This window comes from Oceaniovalibus sp. ACAM 378, assembly GCF_008085915.1.
Lineage (GTDB): Bacteria > Pseudomonadota > Alphaproteobacteria > Rhodobacterales > Rhodobacteraceae > Oceaniglobus.
In genome coordinates this window covers 1-14,200 of record NZ_VSJK01000012.1, presented here as the reverse complement: position 1 = coordinate 14,200, position 14,200 = coordinate 1, and the positions used below count along the sequence as shown (strand labels likewise).

Below are 14,200 nucleotides of genomic sequence, written 5' to 3'. Positions count from 1 at the left end.
CGGAAGGAGCCTGAAATGCGTTCGACAGGGTTGAAACAGGGGGTCGCTGCCGTGCTGATCCTGATGGCAGGCGTGCTGCCTGGCCGGGCCGAGGATATCGCTCTGGTGATCGGCAACCGAAATTATACCGGCGCGGCTGATGTTGCCGGGGCCGACCGGGTGGTCGAGGCCGCAGGGGCGCTGCGCGACCGGCAGGTCGGGGCGGTGGCCGGAGTTGATCTGTCGCAGGCCGAGATGCGCGGCCTGCTGGCCCAGTTCGAACAGATGGTACCATTGGCGGATGGATTGCTGGTCGTGCTGGCCGGACGGTTCGTGCAGGGCGGCGGCGACACCTGGTTTTTGCCGGTCGATGGCGATGTGCCGGGGCTGACCGGGCTGGCGTCGCAATCGCTGGCGCTGTCGCCGCTGTTGCGGCTGCTGGCCACGGCGCCGGGTCGGGCGGTTCTGGTTCTGGCGACGGACGAGAGGGACGCTGCACAGGGCCCGTTCCTGCACGATGGAATTGGTCCGCTGGACGTGCCGCAAGGGGTAAGCGTGGTGCAAGGCGATCCAAAGACGGTTGCCCGGCTGCTGCGCGATGTTCTGGCGGTGCCCGGTGCGCCGCTGGATGGCCGCGTGGCGCGGGATGGTGGTTTGCGTCTGTCCGGCTATCTTCCCGAGGGACATGCGTTTTTGCCCGGTGACGTCCCGGGTGGTGGCGACCCTGCTGCATTGGAGGATGCGAAGGCGCGGATCGATCGGCTCGAGACGCGGCTGGAGCAGGCCGAACGTCAGGCAGAGCGGGCTCAGCAGTCTGTCCAGCAGGCAGCCGATGCCTTGGCTGCGGCGGATCAGGCCCTGTGGGCGGACAGCCGCTCCATTGATTCGGGCGATGCTTACCGGCGATATCTTGGCACTTTTCCGGAAGGCCGTTTTGCGGCCGACGCCCGCACCGTGATCCGTGACATCCGCGATGAACCCGCCCGCGCGGCACGGCTGGCCGAAGAGGCTTTGAAACTGACACGGGAACAGCGTCAGGAAATTCAGCGCGACCTGTCGATCCTGGGGTTCAACACGCGGGGAATCGACGGAATATTTGGCGCTGGCACCCGTTCGGCTATTTCCAGATGGCAGGCGTCGCGTGATCAGCGCGAGAGCGGTTATCTGGATCGACCGACAATCCGGCAGCTGGCAACGCAGGCCGAACGCCGCGCTGGCGAACTGAAGGCCGAGGAAGAGGCACGGCAAGAGGAACTGCGCCGCGCCGACAACGCCTATTGGCAGCAGTTGGGCGAGGGGCGCACCGAATCGGCACTGCGCAGCTATCTCGACCGGTATCCCGACGGGCAGTGGGCAAATACGGCCCGCGACCGGCTGGCACAGATCGAGTCCGACCGCACCCCGACCTCGGACCGGGCCGAACTGCTCGCATGGCGGCGGGCGATGTCGCAGGACTCGGAAGATTCCTATCGGACATATCTGCGGGCCTATCCCCGTGGTGCATTCATGTCCGACGCTCAGGCGCGGCTGAAAGAGATGGCGCGCCCCGATCCGCAACAAGAAGCGGCCCGAGCAGGAGAAGATCGTCTGAACCTGCCAACAGCCGGCCTCAGGGCGATCGAGGACAGGCTGGACAAACTGGGGCTGGAACCCGGAACGGTGGACGGCACATTCGACGCCCAGACCCGTCGCGCCATTCGCCAGTATCAGCGCCGCGCCGACATGCCGCCCACTGGCTACCTGAGCGAGGCCTTGGTGGTCCGGCTGCTGGCCGACGCCGTGCGCAACATCCTGCGCTGAGCTGATCATGCCGTAAAAGAAAAGAAAAATGGCCGCCTGTCGTCAAGACAGGCAGCCATTCAGCATACCGAAAACCGGCGACTTCAGCCCTGACGGGCCTTAAATCTGCGCTGGGTCTTGTTGATCACGTAAACGCGACCTTTCCGACGGACCACTTGGCAGTCGCGATGGCGGGTCTTCAGCGAGCGGAGCGAGTTGCGGACCTTCATTTGGTCTCTCCTCATGACGCGGCGCTGGCGCGCCTGTTGCGGTTCTGCCGGGCGGTGCCGGCGTTGAAAATCATGGTGGGCGATACTGGGATCGAACCAGTGACCCCTTCGATGTCAACGAAGTGCTCTACCGCTGAGCTAATCACCCATGATACCCCGTTTCCGGACCACCCGCAAAGGCAGTGGCGCAAGGAAAACCCGGCACCGGTTCGCGGTCTATAAAAGGAGTCGTCGAAGTGTTCAAGGGCTTTTGGCATTTGCAGGATTCAGCCTATAACTGCGACGGAAGAACCGCGACAGGAGATCGGGATGGTGGACAGGGCATATCGGCTTTTCCTGCCGCAGGTGCGTGACACCAGCGTCGTTTTCGCCTCGCCGCACTCTGGAGCCGATTATCCGCCCGCGCTTCTAAGCCGCACGGTGCTGGACAGAATGGCGATCCGGTCTTCCGAGGATGCGTTTGTCGATCGTCTGTTCGATCTGGGTCCCGTCGTCGGGGCGCCGCTTCTGGTGGCCACTGCGCCGCGCGCCTGGATTGATCTGAACCGTGCGGCCGACGAACTGGATCCGGCGTTGATTGAGGGCGTCAGGCGCAACGGGCACAATCCGCGGATCTTGTCCGGGTTGGGGGTTGTGCCTCGGGTCGTGGCGGGAGGCCGCGCGATCTATCGCGGCAAGCTGGATCTTGAAGAGGCCCGCGCGCGGGTCCGGGAAGTCTGGCAGCCCTATCACGACAGGCTTCATACGCTGCTTGCAGAAAGCCACGCGGCTTTTGGCGAGGCGGTTCTGATCGATTGTCACTCGATGCCCCATGAAGCCATCGAATCACTGGGCGGGCGGGGGCTGCGTCCCGAAGTGGTGCTGGGTGACCGGTTCGGAGCTGCGGCGGGCGGCGATGTGATGGACCGGGTCGAAGCAGCCTTCACCGCTGCGGGGCTGCGTGTGGCGCGCAACGCGCCCTTCGCCGGGGCCTTTGTCACCCAACACTATGGCCGCCCTTCACGACGCCAACATGTGGTGCAGGTGGAAATTGATCGGGCGCTATACATGGATGAAGCGGCGATTCGCCCCCATTCCGGGTTTGCGGCGTTCAAACGGGTGATCGACGCCGCAGTGGCCGATATCGCGGCCATTGGCCGGCGCGAGATACCGCTGGCGGCAGAATAGGCGGTAAGGTTTTTTTTGAGTATTTGTACAAAGAAGAAAGCGGAATACCGTGCTGTTTCTTCTTTGTACAAATACTCCCGCGCGGAGCGCATCCCATGCTCACCGCAAGGACCGTCCCTTCAGGATCGCACTGTCGCCGAAACGCTGACGGATCGCATCTGCCGCCCGTTCCGCACTCTCGCGGCGCGCCGCACCGGGGTCGAGCAGATCTCCGGTTGCCGGAACCGATCCTGCGGCGGTCAGATCGGACAGCCCGACGCCCAGCAGACGGAACGGTCCCTGATCCGCCGCGCCGTCGAACAGGTCGCGGGCGGTGCGATAGATCCGATCGGCGGTCTGGGTCGGGGCCGACAGAGTGACCCGGCGCGACAGGAGCGTATGGTTGGCGCGCTTGAGTTTCAGCGTCACGATACGCCCGGCGATGTCTTTCGCCTTGGCCCGGTCGGCGACTTTTTCCGCCAGCCGCCAGATATGGCCGTCAAGAATGTCTGGATCGGCGGTGTCTTCGTGAAACGTTGTTTCGTTGCTGATGCCCTTGACCGGCGCATGGGCTGACACCCGGCGCGCGTCCTGCCCGCGGGCCAGATGCCACAGCCGTTCGCCCATGGCGCCAAAGCGGTCGGTCAGATCGCTTTTCTCCCACCGCAGCAGGTCGGCGAAGGTGCGCAGCCCGGCCTTTTCCAATCCGGCCATCGTTGTGGCGCCGACGCCCCAGATCAGACGCAGGGACTTTGGATTGAGGAATTGAAGGGTCTCTGCCATGCCGATCACTGAGAATCCGCGCGGCTTGTCCAGGTCCGATGCAACCTTGGCAAGAAATTTGTTGTGCGACAATCCGATCGAGCCGGTGATGCCAATTTCGTCCTGCATCCGGCGGGTCAGGCGGGCCAGCATGACCGCGGGTGGCGCACCATGCAGTCTTTCGGTGCCGGTCAGATCCATGAAAGCCTCGTCCAGCGACAGCGGCTCGACCACTGGTGTCAGCTCGTCCATCAGCGCGCGCACTTGGCGGGACACATCGACATAGACATCCATCCGACCTTTTACGACCGCCGCTTCGGGGCAGAGTTTGAGCGCCTGGAACATCGGCATTGCTGATCGCACCCCTTTTATCCGCGCGATATAGCAGGCGGTGGACACCACACCGCGTCGCCCGCCGCCGATGATCACCGGCCGGTTGCGCAGTTCGGGGTTGTCCCGCTTTTCCACGCTGGCATAAAAGGCATCGCAGTCCATGTGTGCGATGGATAAGGTATTCAGTTCGGGGTGGGCGATCACCCGGGGGCTGCCGCAGGACGGGCAGCGGGCGCCGGTGTCGAATCCGGTCAGGCAATCGCGGCAGAGGGCGGGCATGGCAGTGGCTCGGTTGGTTCCCTCGAAGGATACTCAGGAGGGGCCGTATTGACCATATCAGGATTTGACGGTGACGTTCCGGAACGTTTCACCGGGGCCAAGGTGGCTCTGCTGAACGGCGGACGGTTAATTTCGATTCAGCGCGACGACCGCGCCGATATCCCTTGGCCCGCGGCCTGGGATCTTCCCGGCGGCGGACGCGAAGGGAATGAGACGCCCGAGCAGTGCGCCCTGCGCGAGACGCAGGAGGAATTGGGGCTGAACATTCCCGAGGAGGCGCTGATCTGGCGACGGGCTTTTGTTTCCACCACCGATCCCGAAGCGGCGGGATGGTTCTTTGTGGCGCGAATTTCACCCGATCATGTGGGTCGGATTCGGCTGGGAAATGAAGGGCAGCGCTGGAGGCAGATGGAGATCGCACAGTTCCTGAGGCTGAGCGATGCCGTGCCTTATCTTCAGCAGCGGTTGCGGGTATATCTTGACGATGCCGACGATCAGGACGGGAGAGACTGAATGGACGTTGAAACGGTGCTGATCGATCTGATCGGTGGAAATTTCGTGCTGTTGTTGCTGGCGGGATTCATTATCCTGTGTGTTCTGCTGGGTGTCAGGATCGTGCCGCAATCGGACAAGTTCGTGGTCGAACGGTTCGGGCGGTTGCGCGCGGTGCTTGGACCGGGAATCAACCTGATCGTTCCGTTTCTGGACAAGGTGGCGCATAAGGTTTCGGTTCTGGAGCGTCAGTTGCCGAATGCCGAACAGGACGCAATCACCCGCGACAACGTGCTGGTGCGGGTCGAGACCAGTGTGTTCTATCGTATCCTGCACCCTGAAAAGACCGTTTATCGGATCCGGGACGTCGATCCCGCCATCGCAACAGTTGTGGCCGGGATCGTGCGGGCCGAAATCGGCATGATGGAGCTGGACGAGGTTCAGTCGAATCGCGCCGAACTGATCGGCAAGATCAAGGTGCAGGTGGAATCGGCCGTTGACGACTGGGGCATCGAGGTGACGCGCGCCGAATTGCTGGATGTGAATCTGGATCAGTCGACCCGTGATGCGATGTTACAGCAGCTGAACGCCGAGCGGGCTCGTCGTGCGCAGGTGACCGAGGCCGAGGGCAAGCGTCGCGCGGTCGAACTGTCTGCTGACGCCGAATTATACGCCGCCGAACAAGTGGCCAAGGCCCGGCGCATTACCGCCGATGCCGAGGCCTATGCCACCAGCGTTGTGGCACAGGCGATCCGCGACAACGGCATGGAGGCGGCGCAATACAACGTGGCGCTGAAACAGGTCGAGGCGCTGGGGCGGATATCTGAAAAGGAAGGCAATCAGACAATTCTGTTGCCGTCAGATGCGGTGGCGGCGTTTGGCGATGCGTTTCGCATGATGTTCGGGCGCAAGCCGTGATCTGGTCCGACTGGTGGCTGTGGGGCGCTGCGGCGCTGGTGTTGGGCTGTCTGGAAATGCTGCTGCCGGGATTCATCCTGCTGGGATTCGCCATCGGTGCCGGGGTCGTCGCACTGCTTTTGCTGGTGGGTGGGCCGGTCGCGGCGGGGCTGTCGGGGTCATTGCCTCTGACGTTGGTTGTGTTCGCCGTGCTGTCATTGCTCGGCTGGATGGCATTGCGCCGGTTCGTCGGGGTACGCGACGGACAGGTCAAGACTTTTGATCACGACGTGAACGACTGAGGAGCCGGCAGGATATCCCGCCGGCCCCCTTGTTTGAACGGGTTCACCTGGTGTCGGCCCGCGCCGTTTGGGGCGAGGCCAATTCGGCCAGAATGTCCCTTGCTGCGGCGGCAGGATCGGACGCGCGCCAGACGGGGCGTCCGACGACGATGTAGTCTGCCCCGTCCCGCACCGCCTGTGCAGGTGTCGCGATGCGTTTCTGATCGCCCGGATCGCTGCCCTGGGGGCGAACGCCCGGCGTGACGATCAGCTTTCCTACCGCTTCGGGCAGGGCGCGGATCGCCGCGGCTTCTTGTGGTGAAGCGATAACGCCATGGGCGCCCGCCTCAAACGCCAGCGCGGCACGGTCGATCACCAGTTGCGACACCGTTCCATCGCGCAGCAGGCAGGCATCCAGATCCTCCCGCTCCAGCGAGGTCAGGATGGTGACGGCGAGAATATTCAGACTGCTGCCCCCCACACCTTCCCGGGCGGCACGCACCACGTTCGGGTCGCCGTGCACAGTCAGAAAATCAAGGTTGAACTGGGCGAGCCCGCGCACGGCGGCTTCGATGGTGGAGCCGATGTCGAACAGTTTGAGATCAAGGAAAATGCGTTTGGCATGTTCGTCCTTCAGCTCCATCGCCAGACCCATTCCGCCCCCGGTCAGCATCCCAAGGCCGATTTTGTAAAAGCTGACGGCGGGGCCGATCCGATCGACCAGCTCCATTCCGGCAATCGCGTTCGGAACATCGAGTGCGACGATCAGCCGGTCATCGACGGGTGTGTGTGCCACTGTCATATCTGCCCCTTTGCGGTTCGGGCAATGTCGCCCCGGCTCTTTTCGGTCAGAACCGGGGGGATTGGCAAGTGTCGCGGGTCAGGCTGCGAGAGGTGCGTAGCGTTCCGCCTGACGAAGCGCCCGAAACGTGGCGGTGCGGATCGCATCATCGATCAGACGCTTGCGCAGAGTATCGTTACCTTTGGGGAAGGCGTGGGTCAGGATGGAAACCCGGTGCGGCGGGTGGCCGCGATGGGTCTTGGCCAGAAGCGTCACGCGCGCTTCAACCACGCCGAAATCGCGATTGCGTCTTACATGTGAGATTGCGGATTCAAGGACGATCATTTCAGGCTCCTTTTCCAAATTTACGTGGTGATTTCGCTGCATCCAGAAGCGACGACAAAATCTTTTCATGCGCCTGATCGGGCGTACCGGGCGCGGTCACATGATATTTGCGCTGCAACCCACGCACATCAATGAATGACACCTCCGCCTCAAATTGGCGGGCAAGCGCGTCATAGGTGACGGCGCGGATCTGATGACCTTGCTGTTTCATTTATCGGACTCCTGTTTTGTCCGGGTGCAATTCTGAACTCTCAAACATAACGTGGTTGCCTGTGGATAAGTTTCCAGATGGCGAAAAGGAAATGTGATCATTACAATAAATTACGATTTCAGATTTCCACTTTCCGGGCTCAGACACAAGCGAAGCCTGAACTCTCCCGACCATATCTCGCGCATACGGGCCATCTGACCCACTATATGTGCTATCAGATCCTTAAAGACCAGATCAGGCGGCGCGTTTTTCGGCAGGGTGCTTTGGCACAGGCAATCGGTGGTGCCGGTCATCGTGCTGTCGGACCGACCATAGTCAGTTCTGAGACGCGCATGGTGGCGCGACGGCGCGGGGCCGGAGACCAGAGCATCTATGGTCATTCCGATGATCCGCCGTTCCGGTTCGGACATGGAAAGCCCCTTTGCCATGCGGGGCTGCCGCCCCTGTTGCGATCTTGACACAGCGCCGCCCACATCCCATTTCAGTTGAGCAAGGCCCGGCCGGGGGTGTGCCGCCACAGCGGGCATTCCCAGAACGGGCGCTTAACCGAAGGAGAGACTGATGAACTTAGAAAAGTTCACCGAGCGGTCGCGCGGTTTCATTCAAGCCGCACAAACGATTGCCATGCGCGAAAGCCATCAGCGGCTTGCGCCCGAACATCTGCTGAAAGCCTTGCTCGATGATGAACAAGGGTTGGCGACGAACCTGATTACCCGAGCGGGCGGCGCCCCGATCAGGGTGCGCGAGGCCGTTGATCTGGCCGTGAGCAAGATGCCCAAGGTGTCGGGCGACGCCGGACAAACCTATATGGATCAGACAACCGGCAAGGTTTTGGCTGAAGCTCAGACTTTGGCGGACAAGGCAGGCGATGCCTTTGTTCCTGTTGAGCGAATCCTGATGGCGCTGGCGATGATCAAATCAAAAGCGTCCGAAGCGCTCAGCGCTGGAAGCGTGTCGGCACAGGCGCTGAACGCGGCGGTCAATGACATCCGCAAGGGACGCACCGCGGATTCGGCAAGCGCCGAAGACAGCTATGACGCACTGAAGAAATATGCGTTGGATTTGACTGAACGTGCAGCACAGGGAAAGATCGACCCGATTATCGGCCGTGACGAGGAAATCCGCCGCGCCATGCAGGTGCTCAGCCGCCGGACCAAAAACAACCCGGTTCTGATTGGTGAACCGGGCGTCGGCAAGACAGCGATCGCCGAAGGTTTGGCGCTGCGCATCATCGACGGCGATGTGCCTGAATCCCTGCGCAACAAGAAATTGCTGGCATTGGATATGGGCGCGCTTATCGCCGGGGCCAAATATCGTGGCGAATTCGAAGAGCGGCTGAAGGCAGTCCTGAACGAAGTGACCGATGCGGCAGGCGAAATCATCCTGTTCATCGACGAGATGCATACTCTGGTTGGCGCGGGTAAAGCGGATGGCGCAATGGATGCAGCCAACCTGATCAAACCTGCGCTGGCACGCGGCGAATTGCACTGCGTTGGGGCAACCACGCTGGATGAATACCGCAAATACGTTGAAAAAGACGCGGCATTGGCGCGGCGGTTCCAGCCGATCCTGATCGAAGAACCGACGGTCGAGGACACGATCAGCATTCTGCGCGGAATCAAGGAAAAATACGAACTGCACCATGGCGTGCGGATTTCCGACTCGGCGCTGGTTGCGGCGGCGACGCTTTCGCACCGCTATATCACCGACCGGTTCCTGCCCGACAAGGCAATTGACCTGATGGACGAAGCGGCCAGCCGTTTGCGCATGGAGGTGGACTCCAAGCCCGAGGCGCTGGACGCGCTTGACCGCGACATCCTGCAAAAGCAGATCGAAGCCGAAGCGTTGAAGAAAGAGGATGATCAGGCGTCGAAAGACCGGCTGGATACTCTGGAAAAGGATCTGGCCGAGTTGCAGGAGCGCTCCAGCGAGTTGACTGCCCGCTGGCAGGCCGAGCGTGACAGGCTGGAAGGTGCGCGCGGGTTGAAAGAAAAGCTTGACCGGGCCCGCGCCGAACTGGATATCGCCAAACGCGAGGGCAATCTGGCCAAGGCCGGAGAGCTGTCCTATGGCGTCATCCCGCAGCTTGAGAAAGACCTGGGCAGCGCCGAAGACAGCGACTTGATGGTCGAAGAAGCGGTGCGCCCCGAGCAGATTGCCGCCGTCGTCGAACGCTGGACCGGGATTCCGACGTCGAAGATGCTTGAGGGCGAGCGGGACAAGTTGCTGCGCATGGAAGACCAGATCGGCAAGCGGGTGATCGGTCAGCGTGTGGCGGTCAAGGCGGTGGCAAATGCCGTGCGCCGGGCCCGTGCCGGGCTGAACGACGAGGCGCGGCCTTTGGGCAGCTTCTTGTTCCTTGGACCAACGGGCGTGGGCAAAACCGAACTGACCAAGGCGCTGGCCGAATATCTGTTTGACGATGACAGCGCGATGGTGCGGATCGACATGTCCGAATACATGGAGAAACACGCCGTTTCGCGTCTGATCGGCGCCCCGCCGGGGTACGTCGGATATGACGAAGGCGGCGCGTTGACCGAGGCGGTGCGCAGGCGGCCCTATCAGGTGGTCCTGTTCGATGAAGTGGAAAAGGCGCACCCCGATGTCTTCAACGTGCTGCTTCAGGTGCTCGACGACGGTGTTCTGACGGATGGTCAGGGGCGGACGGTGGATTTCAAGCAAACGCTGATTATCCTCACGTCGAACCTTGGTGCACAGGCCTTGTCGCAATTGCCCGACGGCGCGGATGCGTCAGAGGCGAGACGTGACGTGATGGAAGCGGTGCGGGCCCATTTCCGGCCCGAATTCCTGAACCGTCTGGACGAGACGATCATTTTCGATCGGCTGGGTCGCGAAGACATGGGCGGAATCGTCGAGATTCAACTGGGTCTGCTGCAAAAACGGCTGGCCGGTCGCAAGATCACGCTGGATCTGGATGACGGCGCGCGGCAATGGCTGGCTGATGAAGGGTACGATCCGGTGTTCGGGGCGCGTCCGCTGAAGCGGGTGATCCAGCGGGCATTGCAGGATCAACTGGCCGAGATGATTCTGGCGGGCGATGTGATGGACGGCCAGACGGTGCATGTCAGCACCGGGTCCGACGGCCTGATTGTCGGCGACCGGATTTCGGCCAGCAATCGGCCCCGGCCCGACGATGCAGTGGTCCACTGACCCCGGGCATCTGATCCGGGACGTTCGAGATGATAAGGGGCGCCCGCTGCGGGCGCCCTTTGTCGTTCATCCCGCCGCCCCTGTACGTGTCGTTGTGTCGGGCAGGGCAATCAAGAATGCCCGCAAGTGGCGGGATAAAAATGGGAGCGCTTGAAATATGGCGCCCCCTGTTGAAATAACTTTGGTATCAAATACAGTAGGCTTAAAGGATCAGATCGCTGGAATTAAAGCTGTCGAGATCCAGAATGGTCAGTGACCAGTCGGCCAACATCGTCGATGTCACAAGAATATCGTTGCCGTCGCCCTGCCCATACTGGAGCTGGACGATCCCCCCGAGAGCCTGAACCTCGTGAATGTCCAGCAGATCGACACCGGCTTCGAAATCTCGGATGACGTTGTGGCCGGGCGCCGCGGAAAACACAAAGCTGTCGCTGCCGCCCCCGCCGTTCAATATATCATTGCCGGATTCGCCGTTGAGCGTGTCGTCGCCCCTGCCGCCTACGATGGTATCGTCACCGTCTCCGCCGACCAAAAAATCTGCACCCCTGCCGCCCCCGATCAGATCGTCACCCGTGCCGCCGAACAGGGCATCGTCACCATTGTCTCCACTGATCGTGTCATCGTCCGCCCCGCCCATGATCGTGTCATCGCCGCGTCCCCCAAGAATAACGTCTTGTCCGGAGCCGCCATGGATCAGATCGCGGCCATTCCCGCCGAAGATGAAGTCATCGCCTGTGCCGCCGCGCAGGTCGTCCCGGCCCAATCCGCCGGTAAGCCAGTCGCTGCCGTTGCCACCGTCGATGGTGTCGTGCCCATGTCCACCGAGCAAAATGTCTTCGCCATCGCCTCCGAGCATCATGTCGTTGCCAAGACCGCCACTCAGCAGATCCCGGTGCGCGCCGCCTTCGAGAAAGTCATTGCCCGCCCCGCCGGTAAGCACATCTTGCCCGTCCTGACCGTACAGTGAATCGTCGCCGCCACCGCCAAGCAAAGTGTCTGCGCCTGCGCCGCCATCGGCCACGTCTGTGCCATTGTGACCCCACAGCTGATCGTTGCCGGCGAAAAGCTGCACGATCCGGCTTTGGGTACCCATAATGATGTCGTCGCCAGTTGTTCCAAAACGCTCAAAAATAATAGTCATAACTATCCCTCACTTAAATCCGGCCCACCCAGACGTGCGATTGTCCTTGTCCCGGGGTGCCGTGACGCCGGGGCAGGGGGCGCCAGATAACAATGCGGCCAAAAAGGGGCGTCACGCAAGAAATCTGGCATAACTGTGTCGTGGACGTGGCAAATCACCGGCGCTGAGCCGGATTGCGCGGTGTGAGACACATAAGTTCATCGAATATTCACGAGTTGGGTGGCGCGCCCGGTTTCGAATCGTCGGTGCCGAGAGTGTTTCAGGCGCGGAACAACAACGTGACTGCGGAGTGTTTGGCGGTTTGCGGGCGCGGCGCTACATTACCATCTAGATAATGGAACAATGGGCGAGGAGTTTGTGATGGCCGGACGATACAGAAATGAACTGAACTGGTCTGACGCGACCCCCCGTGCGGCGTTTATGAATCGCAGGCAATTGATGGCTGGCGCGGGCGCTCTTGCGGTCGGCTCGATCGGCGGGCCAGCGCTGGCCAGCCTTAACGCAGCGCCATCGGCGTTTTCGACGGACGCAGAACCGAACTCGCTCAAAGAGATTTCCAACTACAACAACTATTACGAATTCGGGGTGGGCAAGGAAGATCCGGCCCGCAACGCCGGGGCGCTGACCACCGATCCCTGGTCGGTGAAAATTGACGGTATGGTGGACAGGCCGGGCGACTATTCCATGGACGACATCCTTAAAGGTGTCTCTTTGGAAGAGCGTATATATCGCCTGCGCTGTGTAGAGGCGTGGTCGATGGTCGTTCCGTGGGTCGGGTTTGAACTGGCCGATCTGCTGAACCGTGTGGGGGTGCAGCCGGGTGCCAAGTACATTGCATTTGAAACCGCTGTGCGCCCGGACGAAATGCCCGGAATTTCACGGGGCTATCTTGATTGGCCCTATCGCGAGGGGCTGCGGCTGGACGAGGCGATGCATCCGCTGACGATCATCGCAACCGGGCTGTATGACGAACCCATCCCCAATCAGAACGGCGCGCCTCTACGGTTGGTTGTGCCGTGGAAGTACGGCTTTAAATCGATCAAGAGCATCGTGCGGATTTCGGCCATGGAGAAAGAGCCACCAACCAGCTGGAACATGGCGAACGCCCGCGAATACGGATTCTATTCAAACGTGAACCCCGAGGTTGATCATCCCCGTTGGACCCAGGCAAGCGAACGCCTGATCGGCGGCGGGTTGTTTGCCAAGCGCCAGCCGACGCAGATGTTCAACGGCTACGAGGAACACGTCGCATCGCTGTATACCGGTATGGACCTCAAGAAGAGCTTTTGATGACATTCGCCCAGAGGATCAACGGCGCCCTGCGGGGTGTCCCCACATGGCCGTTCTATTTGCTGGGCGGAGTCATTCCGTTCTGGTGGCTGTATCTTGGCCTGACGGGCGGCTTGGGGGTCGAGCCGATCCGGGAACTTGAACATCGGTTGGGCGAACTCGCACTTCAGGTTCTGATCGCATCGCTTGCGGTCACGCCCCTGCGCAACCTTACGGGTGTGGCCCTGATCCGGTTCCGTCGGATGCTCGGGCTGCTCACCTTCTACTATATAGTATTGCATCTGCTCGTCTGGCTGGTGCTGGACGTTCAGATCGTCGGTCAGATCTGGGCCGATATCCTCAAGCGTCCCTATATTACCGTCGGCATGGCGGCGTTTGTGCTGATGATCCCGCTGGCGCTCACATCCAACAACCTCTCGATCCGCAAAATGGGTCCGCTGGGCTGGCGAAGGCTGCATAGGCTGGTTTACGTTTCGGCGGTTCTTGGGGCGATCCACTTCGTCCTTCTGGTGAAAGGCTGGCAGATCGAGCCGCTGTTATACTTGGCGGCGATTCTGGCTCTGCTGGCCGCGCGAATCCCTTGGACCAGGTGGGTCCCGGCCTGGGCATAGGGAAAACAGGGGCGCGTTCCGCAGGGGACGCGCCCCTGTTCAATGTTCCGCAGTAAGAATCGGCAGCCCCGATTGCCCGTCCTGCCCGTCCGTCGACCCCAACCGGGAAGAAATCGCCAGATTCGGGGGCAGAATTGATCAGACTGACGGGATTCGCGGGAATCGCGCAGGGCTCCGTAGGGGCAGGTCAGGGTGGAACGACTGTCACCAGGCAAACCACAGAGGGATTCGCGCCAGTGATCTGACCGGGCTGGTCGAAATCTTTCAAGAACCGTCCGGAAGTATAAACAAAATTGCGCCAACCCCCCGTTTTCATGCGGAAATCGTCTAACGGGCAAGAAGAAGCATTTTCTTCAAGAATGTGCTTGCGCCTCTGTGCCACTAACCGTAGAACCCCTCTACCGGCGGCGCAGAGATGCGGTGGCGGGCACCAGACGGGGCGGACGGAAGCGGAGACGCGGAGGTTTGCAGA

The 14,200-nt window shown here is 61.3% G+C and carries 15 protein-coding genes and 1 tRNA gene; 8 read left to right on the top strand and 8 right to left on the bottom strand.

Annotated features, from left to right (window positions below; all coding sequences use genetic code 11):
- The first annotated feature begins 15 nt into the window (after window positions 1-15).
- Window positions 16-1,779, top strand: a complete 1,764-nt coding sequence (locus FQ320_RS16385; RefSeq protein WP_148474162.1) for a peptidoglycan-binding domain-containing protein — start codon at window positions 16-18, stop codon at window positions 1,777-1,779.
- A gap of 83 nt (window positions 1,780-1,862) precedes the next feature.
- Here FQ320_RS16385 and ykgO read toward each other — a convergent pair whose 3' ends face one another.
- Window positions 1,863-1,988, bottom strand: coding sequence for a type B 50S ribosomal protein L36 (gene ykgO / locus FQ320_RS16380; protein ID WP_007426295.1), 126 nt, complete (start codon window positions 1,986-1,988; stop codon window positions 1,863-1,865).
- A 73-nt stretch (window positions 1,989-2,061) separates the two neighbouring features.
- Window positions 2,062-2,136 (bottom strand) — tRNA-Val (locus FQ320_RS16375).
- A gap of 161 nt (window positions 2,137-2,297) precedes the next feature.
- Here FQ320_RS16375 and FQ320_RS16370 point away from each other — a divergent pair.
- Entirely contained in the window at window positions 2,298-3,155 is an 858-nt protein-coding gene (locus FQ320_RS16370; protein ID WP_148474160.1) for an N-formylglutamate amidohydrolase, read from the top strand.
- A gap of 99 nt (window positions 3,156-3,254) precedes the next feature.
- Here the strand turns inward: FQ320_RS16370 and FQ320_RS16365 are convergent, their stop codons facing one another.
- Window positions 3,255-4,508, bottom strand: coding sequence for a DNA polymerase IV (locus FQ320_RS16365; RefSeq protein WP_148474158.1), 1,254 nt, complete (start codon window positions 4,506-4,508; stop codon window positions 3,255-3,257).
- 48 nt (window positions 4,509-4,556) lie between these two features.
- Here FQ320_RS16365 and FQ320_RS16360 point away from each other — a divergent pair, with 48 nt between their 5' ends.
- The 3 genes from FQ320_RS16360 to FQ320_RS16350 are packed head-to-tail and all read left to right on the top strand — an operon-like array spanning window position 4,557 to window position 6,199.
- On the top strand, window positions 4,557-5,021 hold the full coding sequence (locus tag FQ320_RS16360) for an NUDIX hydrolase (RefSeq protein ID WP_255509552.1): 465 nt from the start codon (window positions 4,557-4,559) through the stop codon (window positions 5,019-5,021).
- Window positions 5,022-5,918, top strand: a complete 897-nt coding sequence (locus FQ320_RS16355) for an SPFH domain-containing protein (protein WP_148474156.1) — start codon at window positions 5,022-5,024, stop codon at window positions 5,916-5,918.
- Window positions 5,919-5,974: 56 nt separating this feature from the next.
- Window positions 5,975-6,199: an NfeD family protein gene (locus FQ320_RS16350; RefSeq protein ID WP_255509565.1), complete on the top strand. Its 225-nt coding sequence runs from the start codon at window positions 5,975-5,977 to the stop codon at window positions 6,197-6,199.
- Window positions 6,200-6,242: 43 nt separating this feature from the next.
- On the opposite strand, the gene pyrF is transcribed toward FQ320_RS16350, so the two are convergent.
- The 4 genes from pyrF to FQ320_RS16330 all read right to left on the bottom strand — a co-directional run bounded on the left by pyrF (window position 6,243) and on the right by FQ320_RS16330 (window position 7,925).
- Window positions 6,243-6,980 (bottom strand): orotidine-5'-phosphate decarboxylase, encoded by a 738-nt coding sequence (pyrF, locus tag FQ320_RS16345; protein WP_148474154.1) that lies wholly within the window; start codon window positions 6,978-6,980, stop codon window positions 6,243-6,245.
- A gap of 78 nt (window positions 6,981-7,058) precedes the next feature.
- Window positions 7,059-7,304, bottom strand: coding sequence for a hypothetical protein (locus FQ320_RS16340; RefSeq protein ID WP_148474152.1), 246 nt, complete (start codon window positions 7,302-7,304; stop codon window positions 7,059-7,061).
- A 1-nt stretch (window position 7,305) separates the two neighbouring features.
- Window positions 7,306-7,515 (bottom strand): hypothetical protein, encoded by a 210-nt coding sequence (locus FQ320_RS16335; RefSeq protein WP_148474150.1) that lies wholly within the window; start codon window positions 7,513-7,515, stop codon window positions 7,306-7,308.
- A 110-nt stretch (window positions 7,516-7,625) separates the two neighbouring features.
- Window positions 7,626-7,925 (bottom strand): hypothetical protein, encoded by a 300-nt coding sequence (locus tag FQ320_RS16330; RefSeq protein WP_148474148.1) that lies wholly within the window; start codon window positions 7,923-7,925, stop codon window positions 7,626-7,628.
- A gap of 151 nt (window positions 7,926-8,076) precedes the next feature.
- Between FQ320_RS16330 and clpB the strand changes: the two genes are divergently transcribed.
- Window positions 8,077-10,686, top strand: coding sequence for an ATP-dependent chaperone ClpB (gene clpB, locus FQ320_RS16325; RefSeq protein WP_148474146.1), 2,610 nt, complete (start codon window positions 8,077-8,079; stop codon window positions 10,684-10,686).
- Between the two features lie 202 nt (window positions 10,687-10,888).
- On the opposite strand, the gene FQ320_RS16320 is transcribed toward clpB, so the two are convergent.
- Window positions 10,889-11,827, bottom strand: coding sequence for a calcium-binding protein (locus tag FQ320_RS16320; protein WP_148474144.1), 939 nt, complete (start codon window positions 11,825-11,827; stop codon window positions 10,889-10,891).
- Window positions 11,828-12,187: 360 nt separating this feature from the next.
- Here FQ320_RS16320 and msrP point away from each other — a divergent pair, with 360 nt between their 5' ends.
- Both msrP and msrQ read left to right on the top strand, forming a co-directional pair.
- Window positions 12,188-13,117 (top strand): protein-methionine-sulfoxide reductase catalytic subunit MsrP, encoded by a 930-nt coding sequence (msrP, locus tag FQ320_RS16315; protein WP_148474142.1) that lies wholly within the window; start codon window positions 12,188-12,190, stop codon window positions 13,115-13,117.
- Window positions 13,117-13,728, top strand: a complete 612-nt coding sequence (gene msrQ, locus FQ320_RS16310; RefSeq protein ID WP_148474140.1) for a protein-methionine-sulfoxide reductase heme-binding subunit MsrQ — start codon at window positions 13,117-13,119, stop codon at window positions 13,726-13,728. The genes msrP and msrQ overlap by 1 nt, the downstream gene beginning before the upstream one ends.
- The last annotated feature ends 472 nt before the right edge of the window (window positions 13,729-14,200 follow it).

Coding starts and splice junctions, on each gene's coding strand:
- FQ320_RS16385 (WP_148474162.1), top strand. CDS start 16: ATGCGTTCGACAGGGTTGAAACAGGGGGTCGCTGCCGTGCTGATCCTG.
- ykgO (WP_007426295.1), bottom strand. CDS start 1,988: ATGAAGGTCCGCAACTCGCTCCGCTCGCTGAAGACCCGCCATCGCGAC.
- FQ320_RS16370 (WP_148474160.1), top strand. CDS start 2,298: ATGGTGGACAGGGCATATCGGCTTTTCCTGCCGCAGGTGCGTGACACC.
- FQ320_RS16365 (WP_148474158.1), bottom strand. CDS start 4,508: ATGCCCGCCCTCTGCCGCGATTGCCTGACCGGATTCGACACCGGCGCC.
- FQ320_RS16355 (WP_148474156.1), top strand. CDS start 5,022: ATGGACGTTGAAACGGTGCTGATCGATCTGATCGGTGGAAATTTCGTG.
- FQ320_RS16350 (WP_255509565.1), top strand. CDS start 5,975: ATGCTGCTGCCGGGATTCATCCTGCTGGGATTCGCCATCGGTGCCGGG.
- pyrF (WP_148474154.1), bottom strand. CDS start 6,980: ATGACAGTGGCACACACACCCGTCGATGACCGGCTGATCGTCGCACTC.
- FQ320_RS16340 (WP_148474152.1), bottom strand. CDS start 7,304: ATGATCGTCCTTGAATCCGCAATCTCACATGTAAGACGCAATCGCGAT.
- FQ320_RS16335 (WP_148474150.1), bottom strand. CDS start 7,515: ATGAAACAGCAAGGTCATCAGATCCGCGCCGTCACCTATGACGCGCTT.
- FQ320_RS16330 (WP_148474148.1), bottom strand. CDS start 7,925: ATGTCCGAACCGGAACGGCGGATCATCGGAATGACCATAGATGCTCTG.
- clpB (WP_148474146.1), top strand. CDS start 8,077: ATGAACTTAGAAAAGTTCACCGAGCGGTCGCGCGGTTTCATTCAAGCC.
- FQ320_RS16320 (WP_148474144.1), bottom strand. CDS start 11,827: ATGACTATTATTTTTGAGCGTTTTGGAACAACTGGCGACGACATCATT.
- msrP (WP_148474142.1), top strand. CDS start 12,188: ATGGCCGGACGATACAGAAATGAACTGAACTGGTCTGACGCGACCCCC.
- msrQ (WP_148474140.1), top strand. CDS start 13,117: ATGACATTCGCCCAGAGGATCAACGGCGCCCTGCGGGGTGTCCCCACA.